The organism is Paraburkholderia sp. GAS42, from assembly GCF_050436565.1.
Lineage (GTDB): Bacteria > Pseudomonadota > Gammaproteobacteria > Burkholderiales > Burkholderiaceae > Paraburkholderia.
On sequence record NZ_JBNDML010000003.1, the window covers coordinates 338,408 to 362,992 of the forward strand.

22 protein-coding genes and 1 tRNA gene are annotated in these 24,585 nt (G+C 62.1%); 15 read left to right on the forward strand and 8 right to left on the reverse strand.

Going from position 1 to position 24,585, the window contains the following annotated elements; translation table 11 throughout:
- Positions 1-56: 56 nt before the first annotated feature.
- On the reverse strand, positions 57-1,355 hold the full coding sequence (gene lplT, locus P3T16_RS06460) for a lysophospholipid transporter LplT (RefSeq protein ID WP_429341608.1): 1,299 nt from the start codon (positions 1,353-1,355) through the stop codon (positions 57-59).
- A gap of 94 nt (positions 1,356-1,449) precedes the next feature.
- The gene (locus P3T16_RS06465; protein WP_429257635.1) at positions 1,450-2,253 is read right to left on the reverse strand and encodes an inositol monophosphatase family protein; all 804 of its coding nucleotides are present in this window, start codon (positions 2,251-2,253) and stop codon (positions 1,450-1,452) included.
- A 305-nt stretch (positions 2,254-2,558) separates the two neighbouring features.
- Here P3T16_RS06465 and P3T16_RS06470 point away from each other — a divergent pair, with 305 nt between their 5' ends.
- Both P3T16_RS06470 and cysE read left to right on the forward strand, forming a co-directional pair.
- Positions 2,559-3,377 carry an RNA methyltransferase gene (locus tag P3T16_RS06470; protein ID WP_429341727.1) on the forward strand — a complete coding sequence of 273 codons (819 nt, stop codon included), beginning with the start codon at positions 2,559-2,561 and terminating at the stop codon, positions 3,375-3,377.
- A gap of 217 nt (positions 3,378-3,594) precedes the next feature.
- Positions 3,595-4,386: a serine O-acetyltransferase gene (gene cysE, locus P3T16_RS06475; protein WP_429257634.1), complete on the forward strand. Its 792-nt coding sequence runs from the start codon at positions 3,595-3,597 to the stop codon at positions 4,384-4,386.
- A gap of 45 nt (positions 4,387-4,431) precedes the next feature.
- Here cysE and P3T16_RS06480 read toward each other — a convergent pair whose 3' ends face one another.
- The 4 genes from P3T16_RS06480 to P3T16_RS06495 form a co-directional block, all read right to left on the reverse strand.
- Positions 4,432-5,241: a UDP-2,3-diacylglucosamine diphosphatase gene (locus tag P3T16_RS06480; protein WP_429341609.1), complete on the reverse strand. Its 810-nt coding sequence runs from the start codon at positions 5,239-5,241 to the stop codon at positions 4,432-4,434.
- Positions 5,242-5,323: 82 nt separating this feature from the next.
- The gene (locus tag P3T16_RS06485) at positions 5,324-5,818 is read right to left on the reverse strand and encodes a peptidylprolyl isomerase (RefSeq protein WP_429257632.1); all 495 of its coding nucleotides are present in this window, start codon (positions 5,816-5,818) and stop codon (positions 5,324-5,326) included.
- Between the two features lie 93 nt (positions 5,819-5,911).
- A complete protein-coding gene (locus P3T16_RS06490) occupies positions 5,912-6,499 on the reverse strand; it encodes a peptidylprolyl isomerase (RefSeq protein ID WP_429341610.1) in 588 nt (195 codons plus the stop codon).
- A 42-nt stretch (positions 6,500-6,541) separates the two neighbouring features.
- Positions 6,542-7,252 carry a tetratricopeptide repeat protein gene (locus tag P3T16_RS06495; RefSeq protein WP_429341611.1) on the reverse strand — a complete coding sequence of 237 codons (711 nt, stop codon included), beginning with the start codon at positions 7,250-7,252 and terminating at the stop codon, positions 6,542-6,544.
- A 241-nt stretch (positions 7,253-7,493) separates the two neighbouring features.
- Here P3T16_RS06495 and cysS point away from each other — a divergent pair, with 241 nt between their 5' ends.
- The 8 genes from cysS to P3T16_RS06535 all read left to right on the forward strand — a co-directional run bounded on the left by cysS (position 7,494) and on the right by P3T16_RS06535 (position 15,456).
- Complete coding sequence (gene cysS / locus P3T16_RS06500) at positions 7,494-8,891, forward strand: cysteine--tRNA ligase (protein WP_429341612.1); 1,398 nt, start codon at positions 7,494-7,496, stop codon at positions 8,889-8,891.
- A gap of 47 nt (positions 8,892-8,938) precedes the next feature.
- Positions 8,939-9,988: a DNA-3-methyladenine glycosylase family protein gene (locus P3T16_RS06505; RefSeq protein ID WP_429341613.1), complete on the forward strand. Its 1,050-nt coding sequence runs from the start codon at positions 8,939-8,941 to the stop codon at positions 9,986-9,988.
- Positions 9,989-10,094: 106 nt separating this feature from the next.
- On the forward strand, positions 10,095-11,066 hold the full coding sequence (locus P3T16_RS06510; protein WP_090530526.1) for an acetyl-CoA carboxylase carboxyltransferase subunit alpha: 972 nt from the start codon (positions 10,095-10,097) through the stop codon (positions 11,064-11,066).
- A gap of 40 nt (positions 11,067-11,106) precedes the next feature.
- A complete protein-coding gene (gene tilS, locus P3T16_RS06515; protein WP_429341614.1) occupies positions 11,107-12,534 on the forward strand; it encodes a tRNA lysidine(34) synthetase TilS in 1,428 nt (475 codons plus the stop codon).
- A 372-nt stretch (positions 12,535-12,906) separates the two neighbouring features.
- Positions 12,907-14,157 (forward strand): aspartate kinase, encoded by a 1,251-nt coding sequence (locus P3T16_RS06520; protein ID WP_429257626.1) that lies wholly within the window; start codon positions 12,907-12,909, stop codon positions 14,155-14,157.
- A gap of 214 nt (positions 14,158-14,371) precedes the next feature.
- Positions 14,372-14,465, forward strand: a tRNA-Ser gene (locus P3T16_RS06525).
- Positions 14,466-14,671: 206 nt separating this feature from the next.
- Positions 14,672-14,851, forward strand: a complete 180-nt coding sequence (locus tag P3T16_RS06530; RefSeq protein ID WP_429257625.1) for a DUF2934 domain-containing protein — start codon at positions 14,672-14,674, stop codon at positions 14,849-14,851.
- A 239-nt stretch (positions 14,852-15,090) separates the two neighbouring features.
- A complete protein-coding gene (locus P3T16_RS06535; protein WP_429341615.1) occupies positions 15,091-15,456 on the forward strand; it encodes a hypothetical protein in 366 nt (121 codons plus the stop codon).
- A gap of 133 nt (positions 15,457-15,589) precedes the next feature.
- Here P3T16_RS06535 and fabI read toward each other — a convergent pair whose 3' ends face one another.
- Positions 15,590-16,381: an enoyl-ACP reductase FabI gene (fabI, locus tag P3T16_RS06540; protein ID WP_429257623.1), complete on the reverse strand. Its 792-nt coding sequence runs from the start codon at positions 16,379-16,381 to the stop codon at positions 15,590-15,592.
- Between the two features lie 308 nt (positions 16,382-16,689).
- Between fabI and P3T16_RS06545 the strand changes: the two genes are divergently transcribed.
- The 5 genes from P3T16_RS06545 (at position 16,690) to P3T16_RS06565 (ending at position 23,150) form a co-directional block, all read left to right on the forward strand.
- Positions 16,690-18,501, forward strand: a complete 1,812-nt coding sequence (locus P3T16_RS06545) for an extracellular solute-binding protein (RefSeq protein WP_429341616.1) — start codon at positions 16,690-16,692, stop codon at positions 18,499-18,501.
- A gap of 93 nt (positions 18,502-18,594) precedes the next feature.
- Positions 18,595-19,632, forward strand: a complete 1,038-nt coding sequence (locus P3T16_RS06550) for a microcin C ABC transporter permease YejB (protein ID WP_429257621.1) — start codon at positions 18,595-18,597, stop codon at positions 19,630-19,632.
- Between the two features lies 1 nt (position 19,633).
- Entirely contained in the window at positions 19,634-20,728 is a 1,095-nt protein-coding gene (locus tag P3T16_RS06555) for an ABC transporter permease (RefSeq protein ID WP_429341617.1), read from the forward strand.
- Complete coding sequence (locus P3T16_RS06560; RefSeq protein ID WP_429341618.1) at positions 20,725-22,356, forward strand: ABC transporter ATP-binding protein; 1,632 nt, start codon at positions 20,725-20,727, stop codon at positions 22,354-22,356. Before P3T16_RS06555 ends, P3T16_RS06560 begins: the two co-directional genes overlap by 4 nt.
- A gap of 125 nt (positions 22,357-22,481) precedes the next feature.
- Positions 22,482-23,150, forward strand: a complete 669-nt coding sequence (locus tag P3T16_RS06565) for a C40 family peptidase (protein ID WP_429341619.1) — start codon at positions 22,482-22,484, stop codon at positions 23,148-23,150.
- A 108-nt stretch (positions 23,151-23,258) separates the two neighbouring features.
- On the opposite strand, the gene P3T16_RS06570 is transcribed toward P3T16_RS06565, so the two are convergent.
- Entirely contained in the window at positions 23,259-24,230 is a 972-nt protein-coding gene (locus P3T16_RS06570) for a patatin-like phospholipase family protein (RefSeq protein WP_429341620.1), read from the reverse strand.
- Positions 24,231-24,585 lie beyond the last annotated feature (355 nt).

The window sequence follows — 24,585 nt, forward strand, 5'->3', positions numbered from 1 at the left end:
TGAACCTGGCCGGATGGCCAGTCTTCCGCGAGAAAGCGGGCAACCCGCGCTGGGCGTCATTCCTCGACCAGCGCCCGCATATCCACCTTGCGCGCATTCACGGCGCTGCGCCGTTTGGCGAGCCACATCATGAACGTAACAAATGTGCCGAACACGACGATGATCCATTGCACCGGAACCTTCGCCGTCAGCATCACGGCATACGCACCGAGCATCAGCAGTACGGCCAGATTCTGGTTGAAATTCTGCACCGCGATCGAGTGTCCGGCGCTCAGCAGCGTCGCGCCGCGGTGCTGCAGGATCGCGTTCATCGGCACGATGAAAAATCCCGACAGTGCGCCGAGCAGAATCATCAGCGGATAGGCGAGCACGATATAGACCGGCGCGACGAACGGGCCGATCCTGATGCCCATGCCCGCCGGGAAAAGTCCCTTGCTGTAGAACGCCATGGCAATCGCCACCGCGCCCGTCACGATGCCGACCGGCAGTACGCGCAACGAGCCGCGCAACGGAATCCACGCCGCGGCCGCCGCGGCACCCACCGCAATCCCGAGGCCCGTTACGCCCTGCATGACGGCTGCCTTCGGCAGCGACAGCCCGAGGTTCACGTCAGCCCATTTGAGCACGAGTAGCTGCAACGTGACGGCGCCGCCCCACATCAGCGTCGTCACCCACAGCGCGATCTGCGCGAGCCTGTCGGCCCACAGCACGTTGAAGCTGTTCGCGAAATCGCCGACCAGCTTCTTCGGCTCGGTGAGCCGGTTCGGGTAACGCGCGCCGGTATCGGGGATCGCGATGTTGATCACCGCAGCCGCTGCATATGTGAGCATGACGACGAACATCGCAAGATCGGCGGCGCTGTGGACCATCGGCAGATGCGCGTGGGCGACGAACTTCGTCGCCAGCGTGCTGATCAGCGCACCGCCGACCATCGTGCCGACAATCGTCGACAGCACGGTAGCCGATTCGAGCCACGCGTTCGCTGCGACAAGCTTTTCTGCCGGCAGCAGTTCGGTCAGGATGCCGTATTTGGCCGGCGAATAGGCCGCTGCGCCGAAGCCGACCACGCCGTACGCGATCATCGGGTGGACGCCCGCAATCATCATCAGGCAGCCTGCAGCCTTCAGAGCGTTCGAGACGAACATCACGTGGCGTTTTTGCAGCGCATCGGCGAATGCACCGACGAAGGGCGCGAGCAGCACGTACGAAATCGTGAAGAAGATCTGCAGCAGCGGCGTGATCCACGCGGGCGACTGGATCACAGTCAGGATCGCGATCGCCGCGATCAGCAACGCGTTGTCCGCCAGCGACGACACAAACTGTGCCGCAATGATCGTGTAGAAACCTTTTTTCATGAAGCGGACCGGAGTGCGCGACAGGCTGCGTAAAGATGGACCAACGACGACGCCACAACAAAAAAGCGGCCGAAGCCGCTTTTCCGTTCATGCATCAGGCCGCTTGCTGCTTCGTGCGGCTGTACTTGCCGAGAATCGGCACCATCTGCGCATACATCTTCGGGTTGCCCACGACGATTTCGCCGACGTGCAGGAATTCCGAATCGCCGGTGTAGTTGCCGACAAGGCCGCCCGCTTCGGTGACGAGCAGGCTGCCTGCCGCCACGTCCCACGCGTTGATGCCCTGTTCGAAGAAGCCGTCGAGGCGACCCGCGGCAACGTTCGCCAGATCGAGCGCAGCGGCGCCCGGACGGCGCAGGCCCGCGCACGCATTCGTCATTTCGGTGAAGAGGCGGTTATACGCTTCGAGGCCCTCTTTTTCGCGGAACGGAAAGCCCGTGCCGATCAGGCCATCGGCCAGACGGTCGCGGCGGCCGACGCGGATGCGGCGGTCGTTCAGGAACGCGCCACGGCCGCGCGAGGCGGTGAAGAGGTCGTTGCGGGTCGGGTCATAGACGACAGCCTGCGTCACGATGCCCCTGTGCGCGAGCGCGATCGACACGCAGTAGTACTGGAAGCCGTGGATGAAGTTCGTGGTGCCGTCGAGCGGATCGATGATCCACTGGTATTCCGACTCGTTGTCGGACTTGCCGGATTCTTCGGCGAGGATCGCGTGATCGGGGTAGGCGGTCTTCAGCGTATCGATGATCGCCGCTTCCGACGCCTTGTCGACCTCCGTCACGAAATCGTTGTGCTGCTTCTTGCTGACCTGAACGAGATCCAGATCGAGCGACGCGCGGTTGATGATCTGTCCGCCGCGACGGGCGGCCTTGACAGCGATGTTGAGCATGGGATGCATGAGCGGAATCCTTGTGCCGGACGGCCGCGGCGGCAGTCCGGTAATAGCTGTAAACAACCGGAACGTTCGCTTTGAAGTGATCAAACACGCGTTCCGTCGACGGAGACGAATTGAAGAAGAGCGGGGCGCACGTTCAGGAAACGTTCAAGACGGCGCGAATTTCGTGATTTTACCCGAGTCTGGCCCGATCCGGCAGCCACTGCGCGTCACAACGCCCGGCGAAGCCGTCCGAAAGCCGGTTCGTACGAGGTGGTTGGCGCTACCATAGGGGTTCTCCAGTTCGTCGATTGTCATCCGTGGCCGAAATCCAGCACCCGTCGTTGTCGTCTTCCCGCGATCTGTCCGCCGATAGCGCCGGGCCTGTGCGCGGCGGTTTTACGTCGACGCGCTTCGTGCTCGTCGAGCCGAGCCATCCTGGCAACGTCGGCGCCGCGGCGCGCGCTGTGAAAACGATGGGGTTTTCGCGACTGGTGCTGGTTGCGCCACGCGTCGCTCATGTGCAGAGCGACCCGGAAGCGATCGCGATGGCCAGCGGCGCCGACGACGTGCTCGCATCGGCACACGTCGTGCCCTCGCTCGCCGACGCGCTGAATGGCGTGCAGTGGTCGATCGCCCTGACGGCGCGCGCCCGCGAATATGGTCCGCCGCAGCTCACGCCGCGCGTGGCCGCGGCGCAGGCGCGCGAGCATGCGGCGCATGGCGAAATCGCGCTCGTGTTCGGTAACGAGCGCACGGGTCTGTCGAACGAGGACGTCGAGCGCTGCAGCGTGCTCGCGCATATTCCGGCCAACCCCGCGTACAGCTCGCTCAATCTCGCGCAGGCGATTCAGGTGCTGTCGTACGAATTGCGGATGGCCTACCTGGAAGCCGCTGACAGCGGCGTAAGGGATGGTGCAGATTCGAACGCTTCGGCGCGCGCGGCCAGCGACGAAATCGAACGCATGTACGTGCATCTGGAAAACGCGCTGATCGCGCTCGACTTTCTCGATCCGGTCAATCCGAAGAAGCTCATGTCGCGTCTGCGGCGGCTCTTCGCCCGTTCCGGGCTGGAGCGCGAAGAGGTCAACATCGTGCGCGGTATCGCCAAACACATCCTGCTGAAAGTAAAGCCGCCCGGAAAGTAGCCTCGAAGCGGCGTTCGCCGCTTTGCAAAAATCGCCAGAGCCGACGACCTTGCCGCTAACGCGGGCTTCCAGCAGCGTTTGCGCAATCCCCCTACAATCGCTGAAAACGTCATAAGCAAAGCGGTCAGGCTGGATTCATGGTCGACTGCTCAATGCCCGTTGGCCGGCAATGCCGCCACCGGTAACGATGCCTCACCCCCACGTCAGCCTGACTGCCATGTTCAAAAGACTTCGCGAAGACATCGCCACGATCCGCGAGCGCGATCCCGCCGCCCGCAGCGCCTGGGAAGTCCTCACGTGTTATCCGGGCCTCCACGCCCTCGTGCTGCACCGGGTCGCGCACGCCTTCTGGCTGGCGAAGCGCCGCTGGCTCGCGCGCTTCGTCTCGCAGGTCGCGCGCTTCCTGACCGGCATCGAAATCCATCCGGGCGCGACCGTCGGCCGGCGCGTGTTCATCGACCATGGCATGGGCGTCGTGGTTGGCGAGACAGCCGAAATCGGCGACGACTGCACGATCTACCAGGGCGTGACGCTCGGCGGCACGTCGCTCACGCGCGGCGCGAAGCGGCATCCGACGTTGGAGCGCGGCGTGATCGTCGGCGCGGGCGCGAAAGTGCTTGGCGGCTTCACGATTGGCGCTGACGCCAAGATCGGCTCGAATGCGGTCGTCGTCAAACCGGTGCCTGCCGGCGGCACAGCGGTCGGCAATCCGGCGCGCGTGATCGTGCCGGCTGCTTCGTCCAGAGCGAGTGTGAACGAAGCGAAGCCTTCATCTGCGCGCAGTGCCTTTTGCGCATATGGCATCACGCCCAATGCGGACGACCCCGTCTCACTCGCGATTCACGGCCTGATCGATCACGCGGCCACGCAGACGCAGCGCATCGACGAAATCGTCGCGGCACTGGAGCGGCTCGGCGCGAGTCTTGAAGCATTGAACGGTGCGGATGCGGCGCTGATCGATCTGCGACGCCTGTCGGCAGCGATCGAAGGGAAGGTTGAGCAAAGTTGATATCCAGCGTTGCGTGCGTGCGCACGCGTGCACGCAACGTCTGGGTCAATCCAGCGGCAGCAGCTTGAACCCTTCCGAATCGATGCGCAGATAGCCGCCGCGTCGCGGGCCGTGATCCAGTTCCCAGTCGGGCAGAACCCAGCGCGTGCCTCCAGGGTCGGTGTGCGTGGCGGGGCGGTGCGTATGGCCGTGAATGATCGTTGCCGTGCGGGTCTTTCGAAACAGCGCAGCGACGCCTTTGGGCGTCGCGTCGTATTTCGGCGAGACGGGCCGCGAACGTCCTGCCTCGCTTGCTGAACGCATCCGTTCCGCGAGCTTTCGACGCCAGCTGAACGGCCACGCGAGAAACAGCGCCTGTGCCGCGCGATTGCGGGCGAAGCGGCGGAACAGCTGGTAGCCGCGATCGGCCGTACACAATCTGTCGCCGTGCGCGAGCGCGATGCGCGTGCCGAACGCGGTAATCACAAACGGATCGGGCAGCCAGATCGCGCCCGCCGCTTTCATGAAGCGCTTGCCAAGCAGAAAATCGCGGTTGCCATGCATGATGTAGAGCGCGATGCCGCGCTCCGACAACGTATGCATTAACGCGGCCATCCGTGCGGCGAAAGGATCGCTATCAGGCTCGATGAGCATGTCGTCGCCGATCCAGTACTCGAACAGATCGCCGAGAATAAAAACCGAATCCGCGTGGTCGGCCGTCACGCGGATGAAATGCTCGAACGCGGCGACCGTGCGCGGAATCGCCTCACTCAGATGAAGATCGGAGATGAAAAAAAACGGGCGCGCGGCGTGCGGGCGTTTGCCCTCGCCAGGCACGCCCGCAGCGACGCTTCGCAGCGGCGTTTCTTGCAGCATCGAAGGTGCCTGAGATGTCCTGCGTTATGTCGGGAGAGACAGCCTTTGAGGCCGCCTCTCCCATCTGTGTGATGTGCCGGTATTACTCGGCAACCACAGCCTTTTCGATGATCACGTCGTCGACCGGCACGTCCTGATGGAAGCCCTTCGAACCCGTCTTCACCTTGCGGATGGTATCGAGCACGTCGAGACCTTCGACCACCTTGCCGAACACCGCGTAGCCCCAGCCCTGCGGCGTCGGCGACGTGTGGTTCAGGAAGTCATTGTCGTTCACGTTGATGAAGAACTGGGCGGTAGCCGAGTGCGGATCGTTCGTGCGCGCCATGGCGACCGAGCCCTTGACGTTCTTCAGACCGTTGTTCGCTTCGTTCGTGATCGGCGCTTCGGTCGGCTTCTGCTTCATGCCCGGCTCGAAACCGCCGCCCTGGATCATGAAGCCATCGATCACGCGGTGGAACACCGTGTTGTCGTAATGACCAGCCTTCACGTAGTTGAGGAAGTTCTCAACCGACTTCGGCGCCTTTTCGGCATCCAGTTCGATCTTGATGATGCCGTGGTTCGTATGCAGTTCGACCATGATGAGATCCTTTGACTGACAGGTGAGTGGAGGGCGCGGACGGCGCACAGGCCGCTCCGCGCGGAGGTGTTCCAGCGGGTCTGTGTTACCCGCTTATTTGCTGACGACAGTCGCCGACTCGATCACGACCTGCTTCTGCGGCACGTCGGCCATCGGGCCGCGCGTCGTGGTCGGTGTGCCTTCGATCTTCTTCACGACGTCCATACCCGACGTGACCTTGCCGAACACGGCGTAGCCGTTGCCGTCCGGATTCGGATAGTCGAGGCCGGCGTTATCCACCGTGTTGATGAAGAACTGCGCCGTCGCCGAATTCGGATCACTCGTGCGCGCCATCGAGAGCGTACCCGCAGCATTCTTCAGGCCGTTACGGCTTTCAAGCGGAATCGGCGCGCGCGTGGGCTTTTCGGCGAAGCTCGTCGTGTAGCCGCCGCCCTGGATCATGAAACCAGGAATCACGCGATGGAAAATCGTGCCGCTGTACTGGCCGGACTTCACGTAGTCGAGGAAGTTCGCGACGGTCTTCGGCGCCTTCTCAGGATACAGCTCGACGCGAATGTCGCCTTCCGATGTCTTGAAGAGGACGGACGGGTGCGCGGCCTGCGCCTGTGAACCCGTTTGTGCAAAAGCGGGTGCGTTCGCGATGAGGGCGGCGCTGCCGAGCGCCAGCATCAACCATTTCATGTAAATCCTCAGGGTGGAAAAAACGGGATGGCGAAAGCGCGCCTATTGCGACGGCGCGACGTACGGCGGAACCGCCAGCGAGCCGGTCGGGCCGCCGAACAGGAAGCTCGGGCTCTCCGTCACATTCGTCGTGGCGCGCGCGGTGTAGTCGTCTACCGCTGCCGCACTTTTGCGCGCCGGCTTGTTGCCGCCGGGCGGCGGCGAAACGATTTTCTGGATGTCGGCGAGACGCTGCTGCGTCGTGCTGCTCGCGTGACCGATGCCCTGCGCGCGCCTGTACGATTCGGCGGCGAGCCGCAGGTACAGGTCGCCGAGGTTTTCGTAAGCGAGGCCGTAGTTCGGATTGACGCGTGTTGCGGTTTCGAGCGCGGCACGGGCTTCCGGATAGCGGCCTTCTTTCGCGTACAGCGCGGCGAGGTTGTTATACGGCTCGGGCAGTTCCGGATACATTTCCGTGAGCTCGGTGAACGCCGTGATCGCATCGCCGTCGCGGTTCAGGCGCGCGAGCACCGTGGCGCGCTTGAACTTCGCCTGCGCGTCACGCGGGTTCGACGCGATGCGCGCGTCGAGCTGCTTCAGTGCGCCGGCCCAGTCTTTCTGCGCGATCGACGCGTCGATCTGCGGCGTGCCGTCCGCGACGGCTTTCACCTGCGCGTGCGCGGCGGGACCCGCCAATACCATGAAGGCGACGCTGCAAAAGGCTGTCGCGGCGAGGGTCGCAGCGCGTCGCGCGCGGCCGCTGGAAGGTTTCATAGGCTCAGGTCTGGGTGTTATACTCCGACCCATTCTAACAAAAGGTCTGCGCGTTCCGTCGAACCACAGACTGTCTTTTCGCCACTCGTGGTCGTCTCCGCCTTGAATGCAGCCTGACCGCAGCATTAAATGCACCGGTTTGCTGCCTGCTGTCGTTGTCGTGTCCGTCTGAGTCGTGAGGCAGCGGGCGCAGCATGCGCGTAACACAATGCGGATTTCTTTCGGCCCACGCATCGTCTCTATGGAACCTCTGCGCATCTACAACACGCTCGCGCGTGACAAGCAATCTTTCGTGCCGCGTGAAGCGGGCATCGTGCGGATGTACGTCTGCGGGATGACCGTTTACGACTACTGTCACGTCGGTCATGCGCGCGTGATGGTGGTCTTCGATATCGTCCAGCGCTGGTTGCGTACCCTGGGTTATCAGGTCACGTATGTACGCAACATCACCGATATCGATGACAAGATCATTCGACGCGCGGTCGAAAACGGCGAGACAATCAAGTCGCTGACCGACCGCTTTATCGCCGCGCTGCATGAAGACGCGGACGCGCTCGGCATTGCGCGGCCCGATATCGAACCGCGTGCCACCGATTTCATTCCGCAGATGCTCGGCATGATCGAGAAACTCGAAGCGAACGGCTACGCGTACCAGGCAACCGACGGCGACGTGAACTACGCAGTGCGCAAGTTTGCGAACTACGGAAAGCTGTCGGGCAAGTCGATCGAAGACCTGCGCGCGGGCGAACGCGTCGCGGCGAACGACGCGAAGCAGGATCCGCTCGACTTCGTATTGTGGAAACAGTCGAAGCCGGACGAGCCCGCCGATACCGGCTGGGATTCGAAGTACGGTCGCGGCCGGCCCGGTTGGCATATTGAATGCTCGGCGATGAGCTGCAGCCTGCTTGGCGAACATTTCGACATTCATGGCGGCGGCCAGGACCTGCAGTTTCCGCACCATGAAAACGAACTCGCGCAGAGCGAAGGTGCGTCAGGGCAAACGTTTGTCAATTGCTGGATGCACAACGGCTACGTGCAGATCGACAATGAGAAGATGTCGAAGTCGCTCGGCAATTTCTTTACGATCCGCGAAGTGCTTGCGCTATACGATGCCGAAGTCGTACGCTTTTTCATCGCGCGCGCGCATTACCGTTCGCCGCTGAACTACAGCGATACGCATATCGACGATGCACGTAGTGCGCTCACGCGTCTCTACACCGCATTGAAGGACGTCACGCCGGACGATGCTCCGCTCGACTGGAACGAAGCGCACGCGCAACGTTTCCAGACCGCGATGAACGACGACTTCAACACGCCAGTCGCGGTGTCGGTGCTGTTCGAACTGGCCAGCGAAGTTAACCGTACCCGCGACGCGGCGCTCGCACGACAATTGCGTGCGCTCGGAGGTCTGCTGGGCCTCCTCGGTCGCGAGCCGCGTGCTTATTTGCAGCAGGCTGCGGGCACTGCGAACGAAGGCGCACTCGATGCCGCTGGGATCGAAGCGAAGATCGCAGCACGGGTCGCCGCCAAGCAGGCGAAAGATTATGCCGAAGCAGACCGGATCCGGGCCGAATTGCTCGAAGCCGGTATTGCACTTGAAGACAAACCGGGCGGGTTGACCGAGTGGCGCCGCGTGTGAGCGCGCCCCGAACATCCCTCTGATCGACTCGCCAGGCAGGAGGCAGGATGGCAACGGCCACGAAGACGCCGGCTAAACGAGCCGCGTCTCAAGCAAGCGCGACAGCCGCAGTGAAAACGACGCGCGCACGCAGTAACGTAAAACCCTCGCTGAAGGCTGCAACCGCGGCAGGCAGCGTTGGAACGGCAGCGACGAAAGTGCTGGCGAAGGCGTCCACCGGGTTGTCCGCGAAGGTGGCGGGCAAGCGCGCGCTGAACGGTGCATCGCATAAGCAGCACAAGGTGGCGAAGCCCGTGCGCAAGTCGCGCGTGAGGGGCAATGGCGAGTTGCCGCCGGAACTCGCCGGCGACGTGCAGGAACTCGCACGCGACACGCTGCATGATGGCGAAGTCGTGCGCAAAACCCGTGCGTCGACGTCGACCGAAGTTGCCGTGCCGGTGCAGATCGGCGGGCTGGCGCCGGCCGTGACGCGTCCACCGTACTGGGACCGTGCATGCGCCGATCTCGTCAAGCGCGATCGTATTCTCAAGAAGCTGATTCCGAAGTTCGGTCCGGTGCATCTGTTGAGCCGCGGCGATCCGTTCGTGACGCTCGCACGTTCGGTAGTCGGCCAGCAGATTTCCGTGGCGGCCGCGCAGGCGGTCTGGCAGCGCGTCGAGACGGCGTGCCCGAAGCTCGTGCCGCAGCAGTTCATCAAGCTCGGTCAGGAAAAGCTGATGGCGTGCGGCCTGTCGAAGCGCAAATCCGAGTACGTGCTTGATCTGGCGCAACACTTTGTGTCGGGCGCGCTGCACGTCGGCAAGTGGGAGTCGATGGAAGACGAAGCCGTGATCGCCGAATTGACGCAGATTCGTGGCATCGGACGCTGGACGGCAGAGATGTTCCTCATCTTCAACCTGTCGCGTCCGGACGTCCTGCCACTCGACGACCTCGGCCTGATTCGTGCAATCAGCGTGAACTACTTCAGCGGCGAGCCGGTGACGCGCAGCGAAGCACGCGAAGTCGCGGCAAACTGGGAGCCGTGGCGCACCGTCGCAACCTGGTATATGTGGCGTAGTCTCGATCCGTTACCGGTCGACTATCAAGAAAGAGCGTAACAATTCGCAACTATCGATATCTTATAATTGATAGTTGCGACAGGGTTTTGACATGGCCGAGCGCGGTTAGAATACGCGCTGCCGGTAAGTCCAAGGATTACAACCAATGAAGACCACGTTTCTGGATTTCGAACAGCCGATCGCTGAACTCGAAGCGAAGATCGAAGAATTGCGCTTCGTGCAGGACGATTCGGCCGTCGATATTTCGGAAGAGATCGAGCGGCTGTCGAAGAAGAGCCAGCAGCTCACCAAAGATCTCTATGCGAACCTGAGCCCATGGCAGGTCTCGCAGATCGCGCGTCATCCGCAGCGTCCGTACACGTTCGATTACGTCAGCGAACTCTTCACCGATTTCCACGAGCTTCACGGCGACCGCAACTATGCGGACGACCTGTCGATCGTCGGCGGTCTGGCGCGTTTCAATGGCCAGCCGTGCATGGTGATCGGCCACCAGAAGGGCCGCGACACGAAGGAGCGCGCACTGCGTAACTTCGGCATGCCGCGTCCGGAAGGCTATCGCAAGGCCGAGCGCTTCATGCGCCTCGCCGAGAAATTCGGTCTGCCCATTTTCACGTTCATCGATACGCCGGGTGCCTATCCGGGCATCGGCGCGGAAGAGCGCGGCCAGTCGGAAGCGATCGGCCGCAATCTGTACGTGATGGCCGAACTGAAGACGCCGATCATCGCGACGATCATCGGTGAAGGCGGTTCGGGCGGCGCGCTCGCGATTGCCGTCGGCGACAGCGTGCTGATGCTGCAGTTCTCGACCTATTCGGTGATTTCACCGGAAGGCTGCGCGTCGATTCTGTGGAAGAGCGCGGCGAAGGCGCCGGAAGCTGCCGAAGCGCTGGGTTTGACCGCGCATCGTCTGAAGGCGCTGGGTCTCATCGACAAGATCGTCAACGAGCCGCTCGGCGGTGCGCATCGCGATCCGAAGGGTATGGCTGCGATGCTGCGTCGTGCGCTGGCCGATTCGCTGCGTCAGTTCCAGGGCATGAGCATTCAGGACCTGAAGCAACGCCGTTTCGAGCGCCTGATGGCGTACGGCAAGTTCAAGGAAACGACGCCCGGCGCATAAGCCGGCGTCCGTTCTCAAGGGCGCATCGCGCCTTTCCGCCGTGAATTCCCCCACTGAAAATCCCGCCGACCGCCTCGTTCTCGATGCGGTCGGCGCGGCGTTTGCGTCGCTGCCTTCCGATGCGCGTGTCGCCGTGGCGTTCAGCGGCGGACTCGATTCGACGTCGCTGCTCGATGCGGCCGTGCGCACCGGCGGCGCGAAGCGTTGTGTGGCGCTGCATATTCACCACGGCTTGAGCCAGCACGCGGACGAATGGCTCGCGCAATGCGAGGCGTTCGCGCGCGAGCGGGGCGTTGCGTTCGAGGCGCGACATGTCGACGTATCGCGTGAAGCAGGCGTGAGCATCGAAGCCGCCGCGCGCGATGCACGCTATCGCGCGCTCGATGCGATGTGCGGGGAGCACGGCGTTCACGCGCTGTGGCTCGCGCAGCATGCGGACGATCAGGCTGAGACGGTGCTGCTTCAACTGCTGCGCGGGGCAGGGCTTGCCGGCCTGGCCGCGATGGCGCCCGAGCGGCTGGCGCCGGGTACGCAGGTCGTGCGAGCAAGGCCGCTGCTCCACGTGCTGCGTGCGCAACTGGAACAGTATGCGCATGCACGCGACCTGAGCTGGATCGACGACGAATCGAACGCGGATACGCGCTACGCACGCAACGCATTGCGTCATGAAGTGCTGCCACAACTGGCGGTCCATTTTCCGGGTTTTCGCGACGCGCTCTCACGCACGGCGACGCATGCCGCAGCCGCGCAGCGTCTGCTCGACGACCTCGCGCGCATCGATATCCAGCAGGCCGCGCGCGACGCGGGGCGTGCCCTGTCACGCGACGCATTGCTTGCGCTTGACGATGAACGCGCACTCAATCTCCTGCGCTACTGGATGCGCACGCTCGGTTTGCCGGCGGCATCGACGGCGCGTCTCACCGACGCGCTGCGCCAGCTTCGCGAAGTGAGCGACGATCACGGCATGCGCGTCGATCACGCGGGCCAGTCTCTGCGCAGTTATCGCGACGAAATCTTCTGGGAAGCTGGCGACAGCGCCGATCCGGCCGATGAAACCGTGCTTGACGCGCGGCCTGCCAGCGAACTCACGTGGCGTGGCGAGTCGATCTGGCGTCTGCCCCAATGGCGCGGCACGTTCGTGTTCGCCGAAGTAGAGGCGGATGATCCTGACGCCATTTCTGAATCCACGCTCACGCGTGCGCCGCTGGCAGCACGCGCGCGCAGCGGTGGCGAGCGCATGCGTATCGATGCGTACGGGCCGAGCCGAACACTGAAAAATGTCTTTCAGGAGCGCGGTGTACCGGCATGGAAGCGCGATGTGCCACTTGTTTTCAGTGGTGACGATCTGCTCTTTGTGCCGTTGCTCGGCGTCAACCGCGAGACGGCCCCAGTCACTTCGGACAAGGCGCGCGCCAACGCGTCCCGACATTTTCGTCTCGACTGGCGTCCGGACCTGCTGGTCGCCTGAGCGGGCGTTCGCAAGCCCCGCGACTGCCCTGAAATAGCGCGCAAATCCTTTGTGCACAACCGTTTGGGCCTTCCCATTACGGGATTTTGGCTTGTCTTTTTGTGCCCGATCGGGTAGGTTTACATGTTTGCCCGGCCAGATTGTGCCGTGTTTTTATCGTAATCCCGGTCATGTCCGGACCGGTTGCCAGGCGCACCCCGCTCGCAACCGTCTGTTACGGGCAAATAAAGGGCAAATAAAGGGCAAACCCCGCGCGTGCTGCACGCGCGCTGCATCTACGCCGCCACACCTCATCGTCATTCCTGAACGTTGCCTCGTGTGCGGTCGTCTCCAGCGCGCCCAGCGCGGTCACCACTTCAGTTCAGAACGACAATGGCACTCATCGTACATAAATACGGCGGCACTTCGATGGGCTCAGTCGAGCGCATCAGGAACGTCGCGAAGCGCGTCGCCAAATGGCATAAGGCCGGCCACAAGATGGTCGTCGTGCCGTCGGCGATGTCCGGCGAAACGAACCGTCTGATCGGTCTCGCGAAAGAACTTTCCGCCCAGCCGAGCCCGCGTGAACTCGACATGATCGCGTCCACCGGCGAGCAGGTCAGCGTCGGTCTTCTTTCGATCGCGCTGCACGAGGCAGGCGTCGACGCGGTCAGCTACGCCGGCTGGCAAGTGCCGGTCAAAACGGATAGCGCGTTCACGAAAGCGCGCATCAGCGACATCGACGGCGAGCGCGTGCTGCGCGACCTCGACGCCGGCAAGGTCGTCGTGATCACGGGCTTCCAGGGTATCGATCCGGAAGGTCATATTACGACGCTCGGCCGCGGCGGTTCGGATACGTCGGCGGTTGCAGTGGCCGCGGCGCTGAAAGCCGATGAATGTCTGATCTACACGGACGTCGACGGCGTCTACACGACCGATCCGCGCGTGGTTGAAGAGGCACGCCGCCTCGATCGCGTGACGTTCGAAGAAATGCTGGAAATGGCCAGCCTCGGCTCGAAGGTGCTGCAGATCCGCTCGGTGGAATTCGCCGGCAAATATCAGGTGAAGACGCGTGTGCTGTCGAGCCTGACGGATCCAATGATCCCGCTCGAAGCGGAAATGAGCTCGGGCACCCTGATTACTTTTGAAGAAGACGAGACCATGGAAAAAGCAGTCATCTCGGGAATCGCGTTCCAGCGCGACGAAGCACGTATCGCCGTGATGGGTGTTCCGGACAAGCCGGGCATCGCGTATCAGATCCTCGGCCCGGTGGCGGACGCGAATATCGACGTCGACATGATCATCCAGAACCAGAGCGTTGAAGGCAAGACGGCGTTCACGTTCACAGTGGGTCGCGGCGACTATCAGCGCGCAATGGACATTCTCACGGGCCAGGTGAAGGGTCATGTGAACGCCGAGCAGGTGCTGGGCGATCCGAAGGTGTCGAAAGTCTCGGTGGTTGGCGTCGGCATGCGTTCCCATGTCGGTATCGCGAGCACGATGTTCCGCACGCTGTCGGAAGAGGGCATCAACATCCAGATGATTTCGACGTCGGAAATCAAGATCTCGGTGCTCATCGACGAGAAGTACATGGAGCTCGCCGTGCGCGCGCTGCATAAGGCATTCGAACTCGATCAGGCGTGAATATTTGCGGCGAGCTCGATGTGAGGATTCATCGAGGGCTCGCTGCATCGTCTGCGAATGCATGGCGGGTGCATGAGCGTGAGTGAGTTTGAGTTGAATTCACGCGTCAATGACGAACTGGCACAAAAAATGTGTCTTAGAAATTGACCACGTTCCGTGAACCCGCTATTATCTTGGCTTCGTCGCGCTGACTCCCTGCGCGAGCGAAAGTTTGGGAGACGTGGCCGAGAGGTCGAAGGCACTCCCCTGCTAAGGGAGCATCTGGGCCAAAACCTGGATCGAGGGTTCGAATCCCTCCGTCTCCGCCAGCGATGGCGGCGAAACCCCGTAAGTTCTCGGACTTACGGGGTTTTTGTTTTTCGACGCGCTTTTTGCACGTCATATCCACGTTTTTACGGCGCGTACATCGCGGCATGCCGATTGCTCTAATGACCTGGTCGAAACGAAACGTTTGAAATGCGACGAGTGCATGCCGTGCTGGCATGGCCTCTCGCGAACCAACGGAGGTCACGTCATGGACAACACTTCAATCGAAGAGCGGATTCGGACACGCGCCTATCATCTCTGGGAAAACGCACCTGATCCCAAAGGCACACCAGACGAATACTGGGAGCAGGCCCGCAGCGAAATCCAGATCGAAAACGGCGAGGGCAAGTCGCTGGAAAGCGGCGCCGATCCGGATGGAAAGACCTGACGCTATCGACTGGACCAAACGTAGAAATAAGCAGGAGCGGATCGACTTCCAGCTTTCGTCTGATCGCAGCGCCTCTTTTCCGTCTGTGAAAGCTTTTCAAATCTGCCACCCGTGTAACCACACGTAACGGAGTGAGTCAGGCTGCGATGTTGTGCATCAGTTATTACAAAGTTGAAATACGCAAACGGCCACCTTAAGTTATATTCCGGCCAACAAAATCAACTTGCCAAGGTGAATACATGAAGTCGGCTAGTGTTGTTTCGTTGTTGATCGGTGCGCTGGCGGTCGGGGCGTCAGGCGTTGCGATGGCAGGCGTGAACGTGGGTGTCAACATCGGCATTCCGGCTCCTGTCTACGTTGCGCCGGCGCCGGTCTACGTGCCGCCTCCGCCACCGCCCGTCGTCTATCAGCCTGCGCCGGTGTATGGCGTACCCGTGTACGGCGCTCCGGCGATTGTGATCGGCTGGCACGGTGACCGTTACTATGATGGCCGTCGCTATTGGGACCGCGATGACTGGTATCGTCGTCATCCGGGCCGTGGTTACGATCGTGATTACCGTGACCATGATCATCATGACAACGGCCGCCACAATGGCTGGCACTAAGCGTGTCGTGAAGTGTGGAACGAAAAAGCCGCCCTGCTGGGCGGCTTTTTCGTTGGGGCGGCGATCGCTGCAACCACTGCGATCACGCCGTCGTCGCGTCGTCTCCGGCGGGCAATACTGAAGCCCGCGCGGGTTATTCGCCGATACCGGCCATGCCGCCGACGACCTCGCTGAACCCGCTGTCGACGTGCACGATCTCCGCGGTCACGCCGCCTGCGAGATCGGACAGCAGGAACGCCGCCGTATTGCCGACCTGTTCGATCGTCACGTTGCGCTTGAGCGGCGCGTTGTTTTCGACGAATTCGAGAATCTTGCCGAAGCCCTTGATGCCGCTCGCCGCGAGCGTCTTGATCGGGCCCGCCGAAATGCCGTTCACGCGAATGCCCTTGCCGCCGAGCGAAACCGCCAGATAACGCACGCTCGCTTCGAGCGAAGCCTTCGCCAGACCCATCGTGTTGTAGTTCGGGATCGCCTTTTCCGCGCCGAGATAGCTGAGCGTGAGCAGCGCCGCATCGTTCGACAGCATCGGCAGCGCAGCTTTCGCGAGCGCCGGGAAGCTATAGGCGGAAATGTCGTGCGCGATACGGAAGTTTTCGCGCGTCATGCCGTCGAGGAAGTCGCCAGCAATGGCTTCGCGCGGTGCAAAGCCGATCGAATGGACGAGGCCATCGAGGCTGCCCCAGTGCTCTTTCAGCGAGACGAAGAGGGCGTCGATCTGTGCGTCGTCAGCGACATCGCACGGGAAGATCAGGTTGCTGCCGAACTCGGCGGCGAATTCGGTGATGCGGTCCTTGAAGCGGTCGCCGACATACGTGAAGGCGAGTTCGGCGCCTTCACGTTTGCACGCCTGCGCGATACCGTACGCAATGGAACGGTTCGACAGCAGGCCGGTCAGCAGGATTCGTTTACCAGCGAGAAAGCCCATGAAATCTCCAGATGAAGTCTGCGCGCCGTGACGTTCGACCGGGTTTTGACCGGGGTTGACATGAGTTGGACCTGGGTTAGCCCTGGCCGAATGGCCATGACGTGGCCAGACGTACGGTTCGCGCGGGTTTATTGGGTAGAATTCTCTCACATTGCAACTGCCCCCTGACCAATAAGGCCCCTATGACGACTGGCTTGCCAACTGGCTCGCGATGGCCGCACCCGTTTCGTGCTGGATGGCATGCCGCAATTCGCACGTTATCGCGTGTCAGCGTCAAGGCGATTCCGCGTTCGGTGGCGGTGTGTTCGATGGCCGTGGCGTGCGGTTCTGGCGCGATGCTGGCAACGCAGACGGCTCATGCGGTGTACGCGATTGCGCAGTACGGCGAGCCGAAGTATCCGGCTGACTTCAAACACTTTGATTACGTGAATCCAGATGCACCCAGAGGCGGCACGCTGGTGCTCGCGAATCCGGACCGTCTGACGAGCTTCGACAAGTTCAATCCGTTCACGCTGCGCGGCAATTCGGCACCCGGCCTCGGCGTCATGTTCGAGAGCCTGATGACAGGTAGTTCCGACGAAGTCGCGTCCGCCTACGGCTTGCTGGCGGACGATGTCAACATCGCGCCTGATGGCATGTCGACGACGTTCCACATCAATCCGCGCGCGCATTTCTCGAACGGCGATCCGGTGACGGCAGACGACGTCAAGTATTCGTTCGACACGCTGAAAAGCCCGAAGGCCGCGCCGCAGTTCGCCGCGTTCTTCGCGGAGATTACACGTGCGGTTGTCGTCGACCCGAAGACGATCCGCTTCGAGTTCCGTCAGCGCAATCGCGAGTTGCCGTTGATCGCGGGCGGCGTGCCGGTCTTTTCGCGCAAGTGGGGCGCGAAGCCGGACGGTAGCCACGTTGCGTTCGACCAGGTTGCATTCGAGGAACCGGTCGGCAGCGGGCCGTACCTGATCGAGCATTACGATAACGGCCGCAATATCACCTATCGTCGCGATCCGGATTACTGGGGGGCCGCATTACCCGTGCGCGTCGGTACGTTCAACTTCGAGCGCATCACGTACAAGCTGTATTCCGATGAAATTGCGCGACGCGAAGCCTTCAAGGCCGGCGAGTACGACGCGTTTGTCGAATACGTCGCGCGGAGCTGGGTGCGCCGGGACGTCGGCAAGAAGTTCGACAGCGGCGAACTGATCAAGCTCGAGTTTCCGCAGCACAACGGCACGGGCATGCAGGGCTTTATCCTGAATCAGCGAAGGCCGCTGTTTCAGGATGTGCGCGTGCGAAAGGCACTTGATCTTGCGCTCGACTTTCAGTGGCTGAACCGGCAACTCTTTTACAGCCAGTACAAACGGATCGACAGCTTCTTCGCGAATACCGATCTGCAGGCGAAGGGTCTGCCGTCCGCCGGCGAACTCGCGTTGCTGAACCCGTGGCGCGCGAAACTCGACCCCACCGTATTCGGGCCACCGCCGAAGCAACCCGATACTGATCCACCTGGCTCGCTGCGCGCGAATCTCTTGCAGGCGCGCGCGCTGCTTACCGCCGCGGGCTGGACCTATCGCGACGGCGCGTTGCGTAACGCGAAGGGCGAGCCGTTCGAATTCGAGATTCTCGACGATTCGGGCGCGGCTGCGTCGATGGAGCCGATTGTCGCGACTTTCGTACGCAATCTGAGCAAGCTTGGCATCGTTGCGCGCTTTCGCGTGGTCGATTTCGCGCTGTATCAGAAGCGTCTCGACGCGTTCGATTTCGACGCCACGACGATCCGTTTGCCCGACGTGCAGGTGCCCGGCTCCGAACAGATCGACCGTTTCGGCAGCAAGGCGGCAGGCGAAACGGGCTCGGGCAACTACATCGGCCTGAAGTCGCCGGCCGTCGATTCGATCCTGAGTGCGCTGATCCAGGCGCAGACACGTGAGCAGCTGGTCGACGCCACGCACGCGCTCGACCGCGTGCTGATGCATGGTTACTATGTTGTGCCGCATTGGTACAGCGCGACGCACCGCGTGGCTTTTCGGCGCGGCATGGCATGGCCGAAGACGCTGCCGCTGTACTATTCGGCAAACGAATGGATCACCTCGATGTGGTGGTTCGTGCCGAAGCCGTGATGTTCCACATCGCACCCGATCGATCAACTGCCGCACCCGTCAGCATCGCAGCACGCTTTCAGTTGCTTTAGACCGCGCACCGGACCACCGCTCATGTGGAGTTACATCCTCAAACGTCTGCTGTTGATGATCCCGACGCTGCTCGGCGTGCTGACGCTGACGTTCGTCGTGATCCAGTTCGTGCCGGGCGGCCCGGTCGAACAGGCCGTTCACGATCTGCGCAAGGGCGCGGAGCAGGGCGCGCCGTTCGGCCTGCGCGCGCATTCGGGCGTCGACGCACAGCAGATCGCGCAACTCAAGGCGCTCTACGGCTTCGATAAACCGCCGCTCGAACGCTATGTGCTGATGCTCAAACGCTTCGCGCGCTTTGATCTCGGACAAAGCTATTTTCGTCATCAGAGCGTGTGGTCACTGATCGTCTCGAAGCTGCCGGTGTCGATCAGCATTGGCCTCTGGACCTTCTTCCTGACCTATCTCATATCGATACCGCTCGGCATCGCGAAAGCGGTGCGCAACGGTTCGCGCTTCGATGTCGCGACGAGCCTGCTGGTGCTGGTCGGTTATGCGATTCCTGGCTTCGTGCTGGGCGTGCTGCTGCTCGTGCTGTTTGGCGGCGGCTCGTTCCTGCAACTCTTTCCGTTGCGCAATCTCACGTCCGATAACTGGGCGCAACTGAGTGTCGGCGGCAAGATCGTCGATTATCTCTGGCACATCACGCTGCCAATTTTCGCTTCCGTGATCGGCAGCTTCGCGGTCATCACGATGCTGACGAAAAACGCGTTCCTCGACGAAATCCGCAAGCAATACGTGCTGACCGCGCGCGCGAAAGGCCTCTCCGAGCGGCGCGTGTTGTGGAAGCATATATTTCGCAACGCGCTGCTGCCGTTGATCGTCGGTTTTCCCGGTGCGTTCATCGGCGCGTTCTTCACGGGCAGCCTGCTGATCGAGACGCTGTTTTCGCTCGACGGTCTCGGGTTGCTGTCGTATGAATCAGTTGTGCGTCGCGACTATCCGGTCGTGCTTGGCACGCTGTATCTCTTTACGCTGATCGGTCTTGCGACCAGGCTGATTTCCGACCTGTGCTACGTCTGGGTCGATCCCCGTATCCAATTCGAGCAACTGGAGCGCTGACTTGAGCCAGGCCGTTCCAAACACCCGCACCGAGACGGTTCGCGCGTTCGTGTCGCCATCGCCGACGCGACGTATCTGGCAGCGCTTCAGGCAGCAGCGTCTCGGGTACTGGAGCCTGATCATTTTCGTCATCGCGTTTGTGGCGAGTCTCGCCGGGCCGCTGTGGTCGAACGACAAGCCGGTCGTCGTGCGCTACGAAGGGCATCTGTATTTCCCGCTGTTCGAGACATATCCGGAAACCACATTCGGTGGCGACTTTCCGACGCCCGCGGATTACCTCGATCCGTACATCAAACATCGCTTCGACACGCCCGGTAACTTTGCGATCTATCCGCCGAATCCGTACTACTACGACACGCTCAACTATTTCTCGAAGGTACCGAATCCTGCGCCGCCTTCGCGCGACAACTGGCTCGGCACCGATGATCGCGGCCGCGATCTGTTCGCGCGGCTGCTGTACGGCTTTCGTGTATCCGTGGAGTTTGCGCTGGTGTTGACGTTCATCGGTACGGTGATCGGCATTTTCACGGGTGCGATACAGGGATATTTCGGCGGACGGACCGACATCTTCGGCCAACGTTTGATCGAGATATGGAGTGCGATGCCGGAGCTGTATCTGCTGATCATCTTCGCGTCGATCTTCGAGCCTGGCTTCATCCTGCTGATCGTGCTGCTGTCGCTGTTCGGCTGGATCGGCCTGTCGGACTACGTGCGTGCGGAGTTTCTGCGCAATCGGCAACAGGACTATGTGCGCGCGGCGCGGGCGATGGGTCTGTCGAACTGGCAGATCATCTGGCGTCACGCGCTGCCGAACAGTCTCACGCCGGTCATCACGTTTCTGCCGTTTCGCATGAGCGGCTCGATTCTCGCGCTGACGAGCCTCGATTTCCTCGGCCTCGGCGTGCCATCGCCGACGCCGAGTCTTGGTGAACTGCTCGCGCAGGGTAAGGCCAATCTCGACGCGTGGTGGATCTCGCTGTCGACGTTCGGCGTGCTCGTCGCGACGCTGCTCCTGCTCACCTTCATGGGCGACGCGCTGCGCAACGCACTCGACACCCGCATCGCCGATGCCATGCGTGCCGGAGGTAACCAGTGAGCGGCGCGAACAATCCGACGACTCCGCCGTTCGCCGGGCCGCTGCTCGCGCTCGATCACCTGCGCGTCACTTTCGGCGACACGGTGGCGGTCAACGACGTGACGCTTGCCATCGAGCGCGGCGAGCGCGTTGCGCTTGTCGGCGAATCGGGTTCGGGCAAAAGCGTGACGGCACTGTCGATCCTGCGTCTGCTCAGCGACGCGCAGGTGAGCGGCTCGATCCGCTTCAACGGCGAAGAACTGTTGACGCAGAGCGAACGCGAGATGCGCGGCCTGCGCGGCTCCGACATCGCGATGATCTTCCAGGAGCCGATGACAGCGCTCAATCCGCTCTACACGATTGGTGACCAGATCGCGGAGACGATCGTGCTGCACGACGGCGTGTCGCCGCTCGAAGCGCGTAAGCGGACTGTCGCGCTGCTGGCACGCACGGGTATCGCGGAGCCGGGGAAGCGCGTCAACAGCTATCCGCATCAACTGTCGGGCGGCCAGCGGCAGCGCGCGATGATCGCGATGGCGCTGTCGTGCCGGCCGCGGCTGCTGCTCGCCGACGAGCCGACCACCGCGCTCGACGTCACGATCCGTGCGCAGATCGTCGAACTGCTGCTCGAACTGCAGCGCGACGAAGCGGAGAAGCGTGGCATGGCCGTGCTGCTGATCACGCACGACCTGAATCTGGTGCGTCACTTCGCGCAACGTGTGGCGGTGATGGAGAACGGCGTGCTCGTCGAAAGCGGGCCGGTTGAACAGCTGTTCGCGTCGCCGAAACATCCGTATACGCAACGCCTGCTGCAAAGCCACCCGGAGCGGACCGTGATGCCGGTCATGCCGATTGCCCCGGTCATCCTCGAGGCGCGCGATGTCTCGGTCGATTTCCGCACGAAGCTGCCGGGCGTGCGCGGCTGGTTCGGTTCGGGACGATTCCGCGCGGTGGCCGACGCGGATGTGTCCGTGAGGCAAGGCGAGACTCTCGGGATCGTCGGCGAATCGGGGTCGGGAAAATCCACGCTCGCGATGGCGCTCCTCGGTCTCCAACGGACGGCGGCGGGAGAAATCGATTTCCAGGGCAGGGCGCTCAAGACGTATCGGGGGCAGGAACAGACCACGCTGCGCTCGAACATGCAGGTTGTCTTTCAGGACCCGTTCAGTTCGCTTTCTCCGCGACAGACCATCGAGCGGATCGTCGGCGAAGGCCTGGCGCTCCATCGGCCGCAGCTGGGTGCGCAGGGCCGGCGCGAAAAGGTCGTTTCGGTGCTGCGTGAGGTTGGCCTCGACCGGACGGTTCTGCAGCGCTATCCGCACGAATTCTCCGGCGGGCAACGACAGCGGATCGCTATCGCGCGTGCGCTGGTGCTGGAGCCGCGTCTGCTGATCCTCGATGAGCCGACCAGCGCGCTGGACGTATCGATCCAGCAGCAGGTGCTCAAGCTGCTGGCCGCGTTGCAAAAAAAGTACAACCTCGGCTTCGTTTTTATCAGTCACGACCTGGCGGTGATCGGTGCGATGGCGCATCGGGTCGCGGTGATGCAGAACGGTTCTATCGTCGAGTCTGGGGATGTGGAGAAAATTTTTGCTGCGCCAGATCACCCTTACACACGAAAGCTGCTGAAAGCTTCGTTCGCTACCTAACATTCACCAATTGGGTGCGTGTCTCGATTGTATTTTTCTATTTGTTTTGACAGATAAATACTTACTGGCTAGTATCGTCAAAACTTTCCGTATCCCACTGATTTTTAGGCAAAAACTACCGACCGATGCAGCACCGATCTCTAACCCAGGCTTGTACGCGCGTCGTCGCCGGGATGTTCATCGGCGTCATGATGGCTGCAGCTCCCGGCGCGTTCGCCGACGAAGTAAGCAGTATTAACCAGAACGCCACATTTTCGATCCAGAATGGATCGAATTCGCTGTCCTCCCCCAATTCGCAAAACCAGAGCGCCGCATCGTCCAGCGATAGCGGCGCACGGTCGTTTCTTTCCGGCATGGCCGGCAAGGCTGGCGATGTCGTGGTGGGCGCGCTTAACATGATTGGCGTTCGCTACCGCTGGGGCGGCAATACGCCCGATTCGGGACTGGATTGCAGCGGCTTCGTCCGCTACGTGTTCCAGGACACGCTTGGCATGGCGCTGCCGCGTCGCGCGGAAGAAATGAGCCGCGTCGGCGAAAAAGTACGCATGAGCGAACTGAAGCCGGGCGATCTCGTGTTCTTCAACACGATGCGTCGCGCGGCGTCGCACGTGGGCATCTACATCGGCGACAACAAGTTCGTGCATTCGCCTTCCACCGGCAGCACCATCCGCGTCGACGATCTGGATGATGGCTACTGGGAAAAACGTTTCACGGGCGCCCGTCGTATCGAGACATCGTTTACGGAACAGCAGGACCTGCGTACGCGCGTGAATGCCACCATCGGCGGCAACTGATCGGCGCTACGGGTTGCACCTTGCAGGTACGAAAAAGCCCGCTTCGAAAGAAGCGGGCTTTTTTACTTCTGGCGCCAACCGACGGCTGAAATCAAGGCGCGCCAGCCGTCAGACGACCGGTCGTCCCGCTGCGAGCCTGCGTTGCAACTCCGGCATGATCTTCGCGACCGCTTCCTCGCCGGCAAGAATCGCCGCGTTGCGCTGGCTGAAATCGCTGCTGTTCATCGCGGCGAGATTCGGGCTGATCACGATGTCAGCGTATTTTTCGAGTTCGTAGGCCTTGATCGTCTGGCCCATGATCGTGAACGTCTGCATCAGCACGTCGAACGAGCTGGCCGTGAGGGCCGTTTCCGGGCGCGCGGAGATATCGACTGCGATCACGAAGTCCGCACCCATTTTGCGGGCGAATGACGCCGGCACCGGGCTCACCAGACCGCCGTCGACGTATTCATGTCCACCGATCTTCACCGGCTCGAACACCGATGGCACGCTGCACGATGCGCGCACGGCAATGCCCGTGTTGCCGCGCTGGAACAGGATCGGCTGACCGGTTTTCAGATCGGTCGCGACGACGCCGAGCGGCTTCACCATCTTTTCGATCGGTCGATTGTTGAGCGTCGCGTTCAGGTAGTTCTGCAGCGCGATGCCCTGCAGAAGGCCGCGCGTGCGAAACGGCATCGCCCAGTCGCTGATCGACGCTTCGTCCATCTTCAACGCCAGCCGGTTCATGTCGATACCGGTCATGCCCGACGCGTACAGCGCACCCACCACCGAGCCCGCGCTCGTGCCGCACACCAGGTCAACCTGGATGTTGCGCGCTTCAAGCGCCTTGATCACGCCGATGTGCGCGAAGCCGCGCGCAGCGCCGCCGCCGAGTGCAATGCCGACTCGAACGGGTCGCGGCGGTTTGGCGACAGGCGGCGGATTGGTCGCGATCGGGTTGTCGGTCGACGCGCCGGCGCCGGATTTGCTGCCGGCCGTGTTCGTCGTCGCAGGCGTAGTCGTGCACGCGGTAAGGACGGCGGATGCCGCGGCAAGTGAAAAGGTGCGGCGGCTCAGGCGAGGGGATGACGGCTTCAACGATTTCTCCAGCGGCTGCGTTGCGCGACCCGGATCCGGGCATCTCGCGACAGGACGCAGCGATCATGCGTACACGAGCGCCCGTGGCGATCGCACCGCGCCGCGAACGGAACGGCGGCGCGCGCACATCATAAAGCAAAGCGCGATCGCCGCGCGGTTACGGCGTGTGGCAATCCCGCCTGGTAGCGTTGCGCGGCAATGCCCCGCGATTCCCGCCTCGCGCAAGCTAGCGCGGCGCGGGAAGCAGCAGCCGACGGGTATAATCGCCGTCTCGCATCTGTCATTCGAGTCCACGCGCCGCGTTGCACACTGCATGCGCCGCATGGACGCGTTCCGCTTTCGCGCGTCACCGCGA

Coding starts and splice junctions, on each gene's coding strand:
- lplT (WP_429341608.1), bottom strand. CDS start 1,355: ATGAAAAAAGGTTTCTACACGATCATTGCGGCACAGTTTGTGTCGTCG.
- P3T16_RS06565 (WP_429341619.1), top strand. CDS start 22,482: ATGCAGCACCGATCTCTAACCCAGGCTTGTACGCGCGTCGTCGCCGGG.
- P3T16_RS06465 (WP_429257635.1), bottom strand. CDS start 2,253: ATGCATCCCATGCTCAACATCGCTGTCAAGGCCGCCCGTCGCGGCGGA.
- P3T16_RS06505 (WP_429341613.1), top strand. CDS start 8,939: ATGGCAACGGCCACGAAGACGCCGGCTAAACGAGCCGCGTCTCAAGCA.
- P3T16_RS06545 (WP_429341616.1), top strand. CDS start 16,690: ATGGCCGTGGCGTGCGGTTCTGGCGCGATGCTGGCAACGCAGACGGCT.
- P3T16_RS06495 (WP_429341611.1), bottom strand. CDS start 7,252: ATGAAACCTTCCAGCGGCCGCGCGCGACGCGCTGCGACCCTCGCCGCG.
- cysE (WP_429257634.1), top strand. CDS start 3,595: ATGTTCAAAAGACTTCGCGAAGACATCGCCACGATCCGCGAGCGCGAT.
- P3T16_RS06490 (WP_429341610.1), bottom strand. CDS start 6,499: ATGAAATGGTTGATGCTGGCGCTCGGCAGCGCCGCCCTCATCGCGAAC.
- fabI (WP_429257623.1), bottom strand. CDS start 16,381: ATGGGCTTTCTCGCTGGTAAACGAATCCTGCTGACCGGCCTGCTGTCG.
- P3T16_RS06480 (WP_429341609.1), bottom strand. CDS start 5,241: ATGCTGCAAGAAACGCCGCTGCGAAGCGTCGCTGCGGGCGTGCCTGGC.
- P3T16_RS06535 (WP_429341615.1), top strand. CDS start 15,091: ATGAAGTCGGCTAGTGTTGTTTCGTTGTTGATCGGTGCGCTGGCGGTC.
- P3T16_RS06530 (WP_429257625.1), top strand. CDS start 14,672: ATGGACAACACTTCAATCGAAGAGCGGATTCGGACACGCGCCTATCAT.
- P3T16_RS06510 (WP_090530526.1), top strand. CDS start 10,095: ATGAAGACCACGTTTCTGGATTTCGAACAGCCGATCGCTGAACTCGAA.
- P3T16_RS06520 (WP_429257626.1), top strand. CDS start 12,907: ATGGCACTCATCGTACATAAATACGGCGGCACTTCGATGGGCTCAGTC.
- P3T16_RS06550 (WP_429257621.1), top strand. CDS start 18,595: ATGTGGAGTTACATCCTCAAACGTCTGCTGTTGATGATCCCGACGCTG.
- cysS (WP_429341612.1), top strand. CDS start 7,494: ATGGAACCTCTGCGCATCTACAACACGCTCGCGCGTGACAAGCAATCT.
- P3T16_RS06485 (WP_429257632.1), bottom strand. CDS start 5,818: ATGGTCGAACTGCATACGAACCACGGCATCATCAAGATCGAACTGGAT.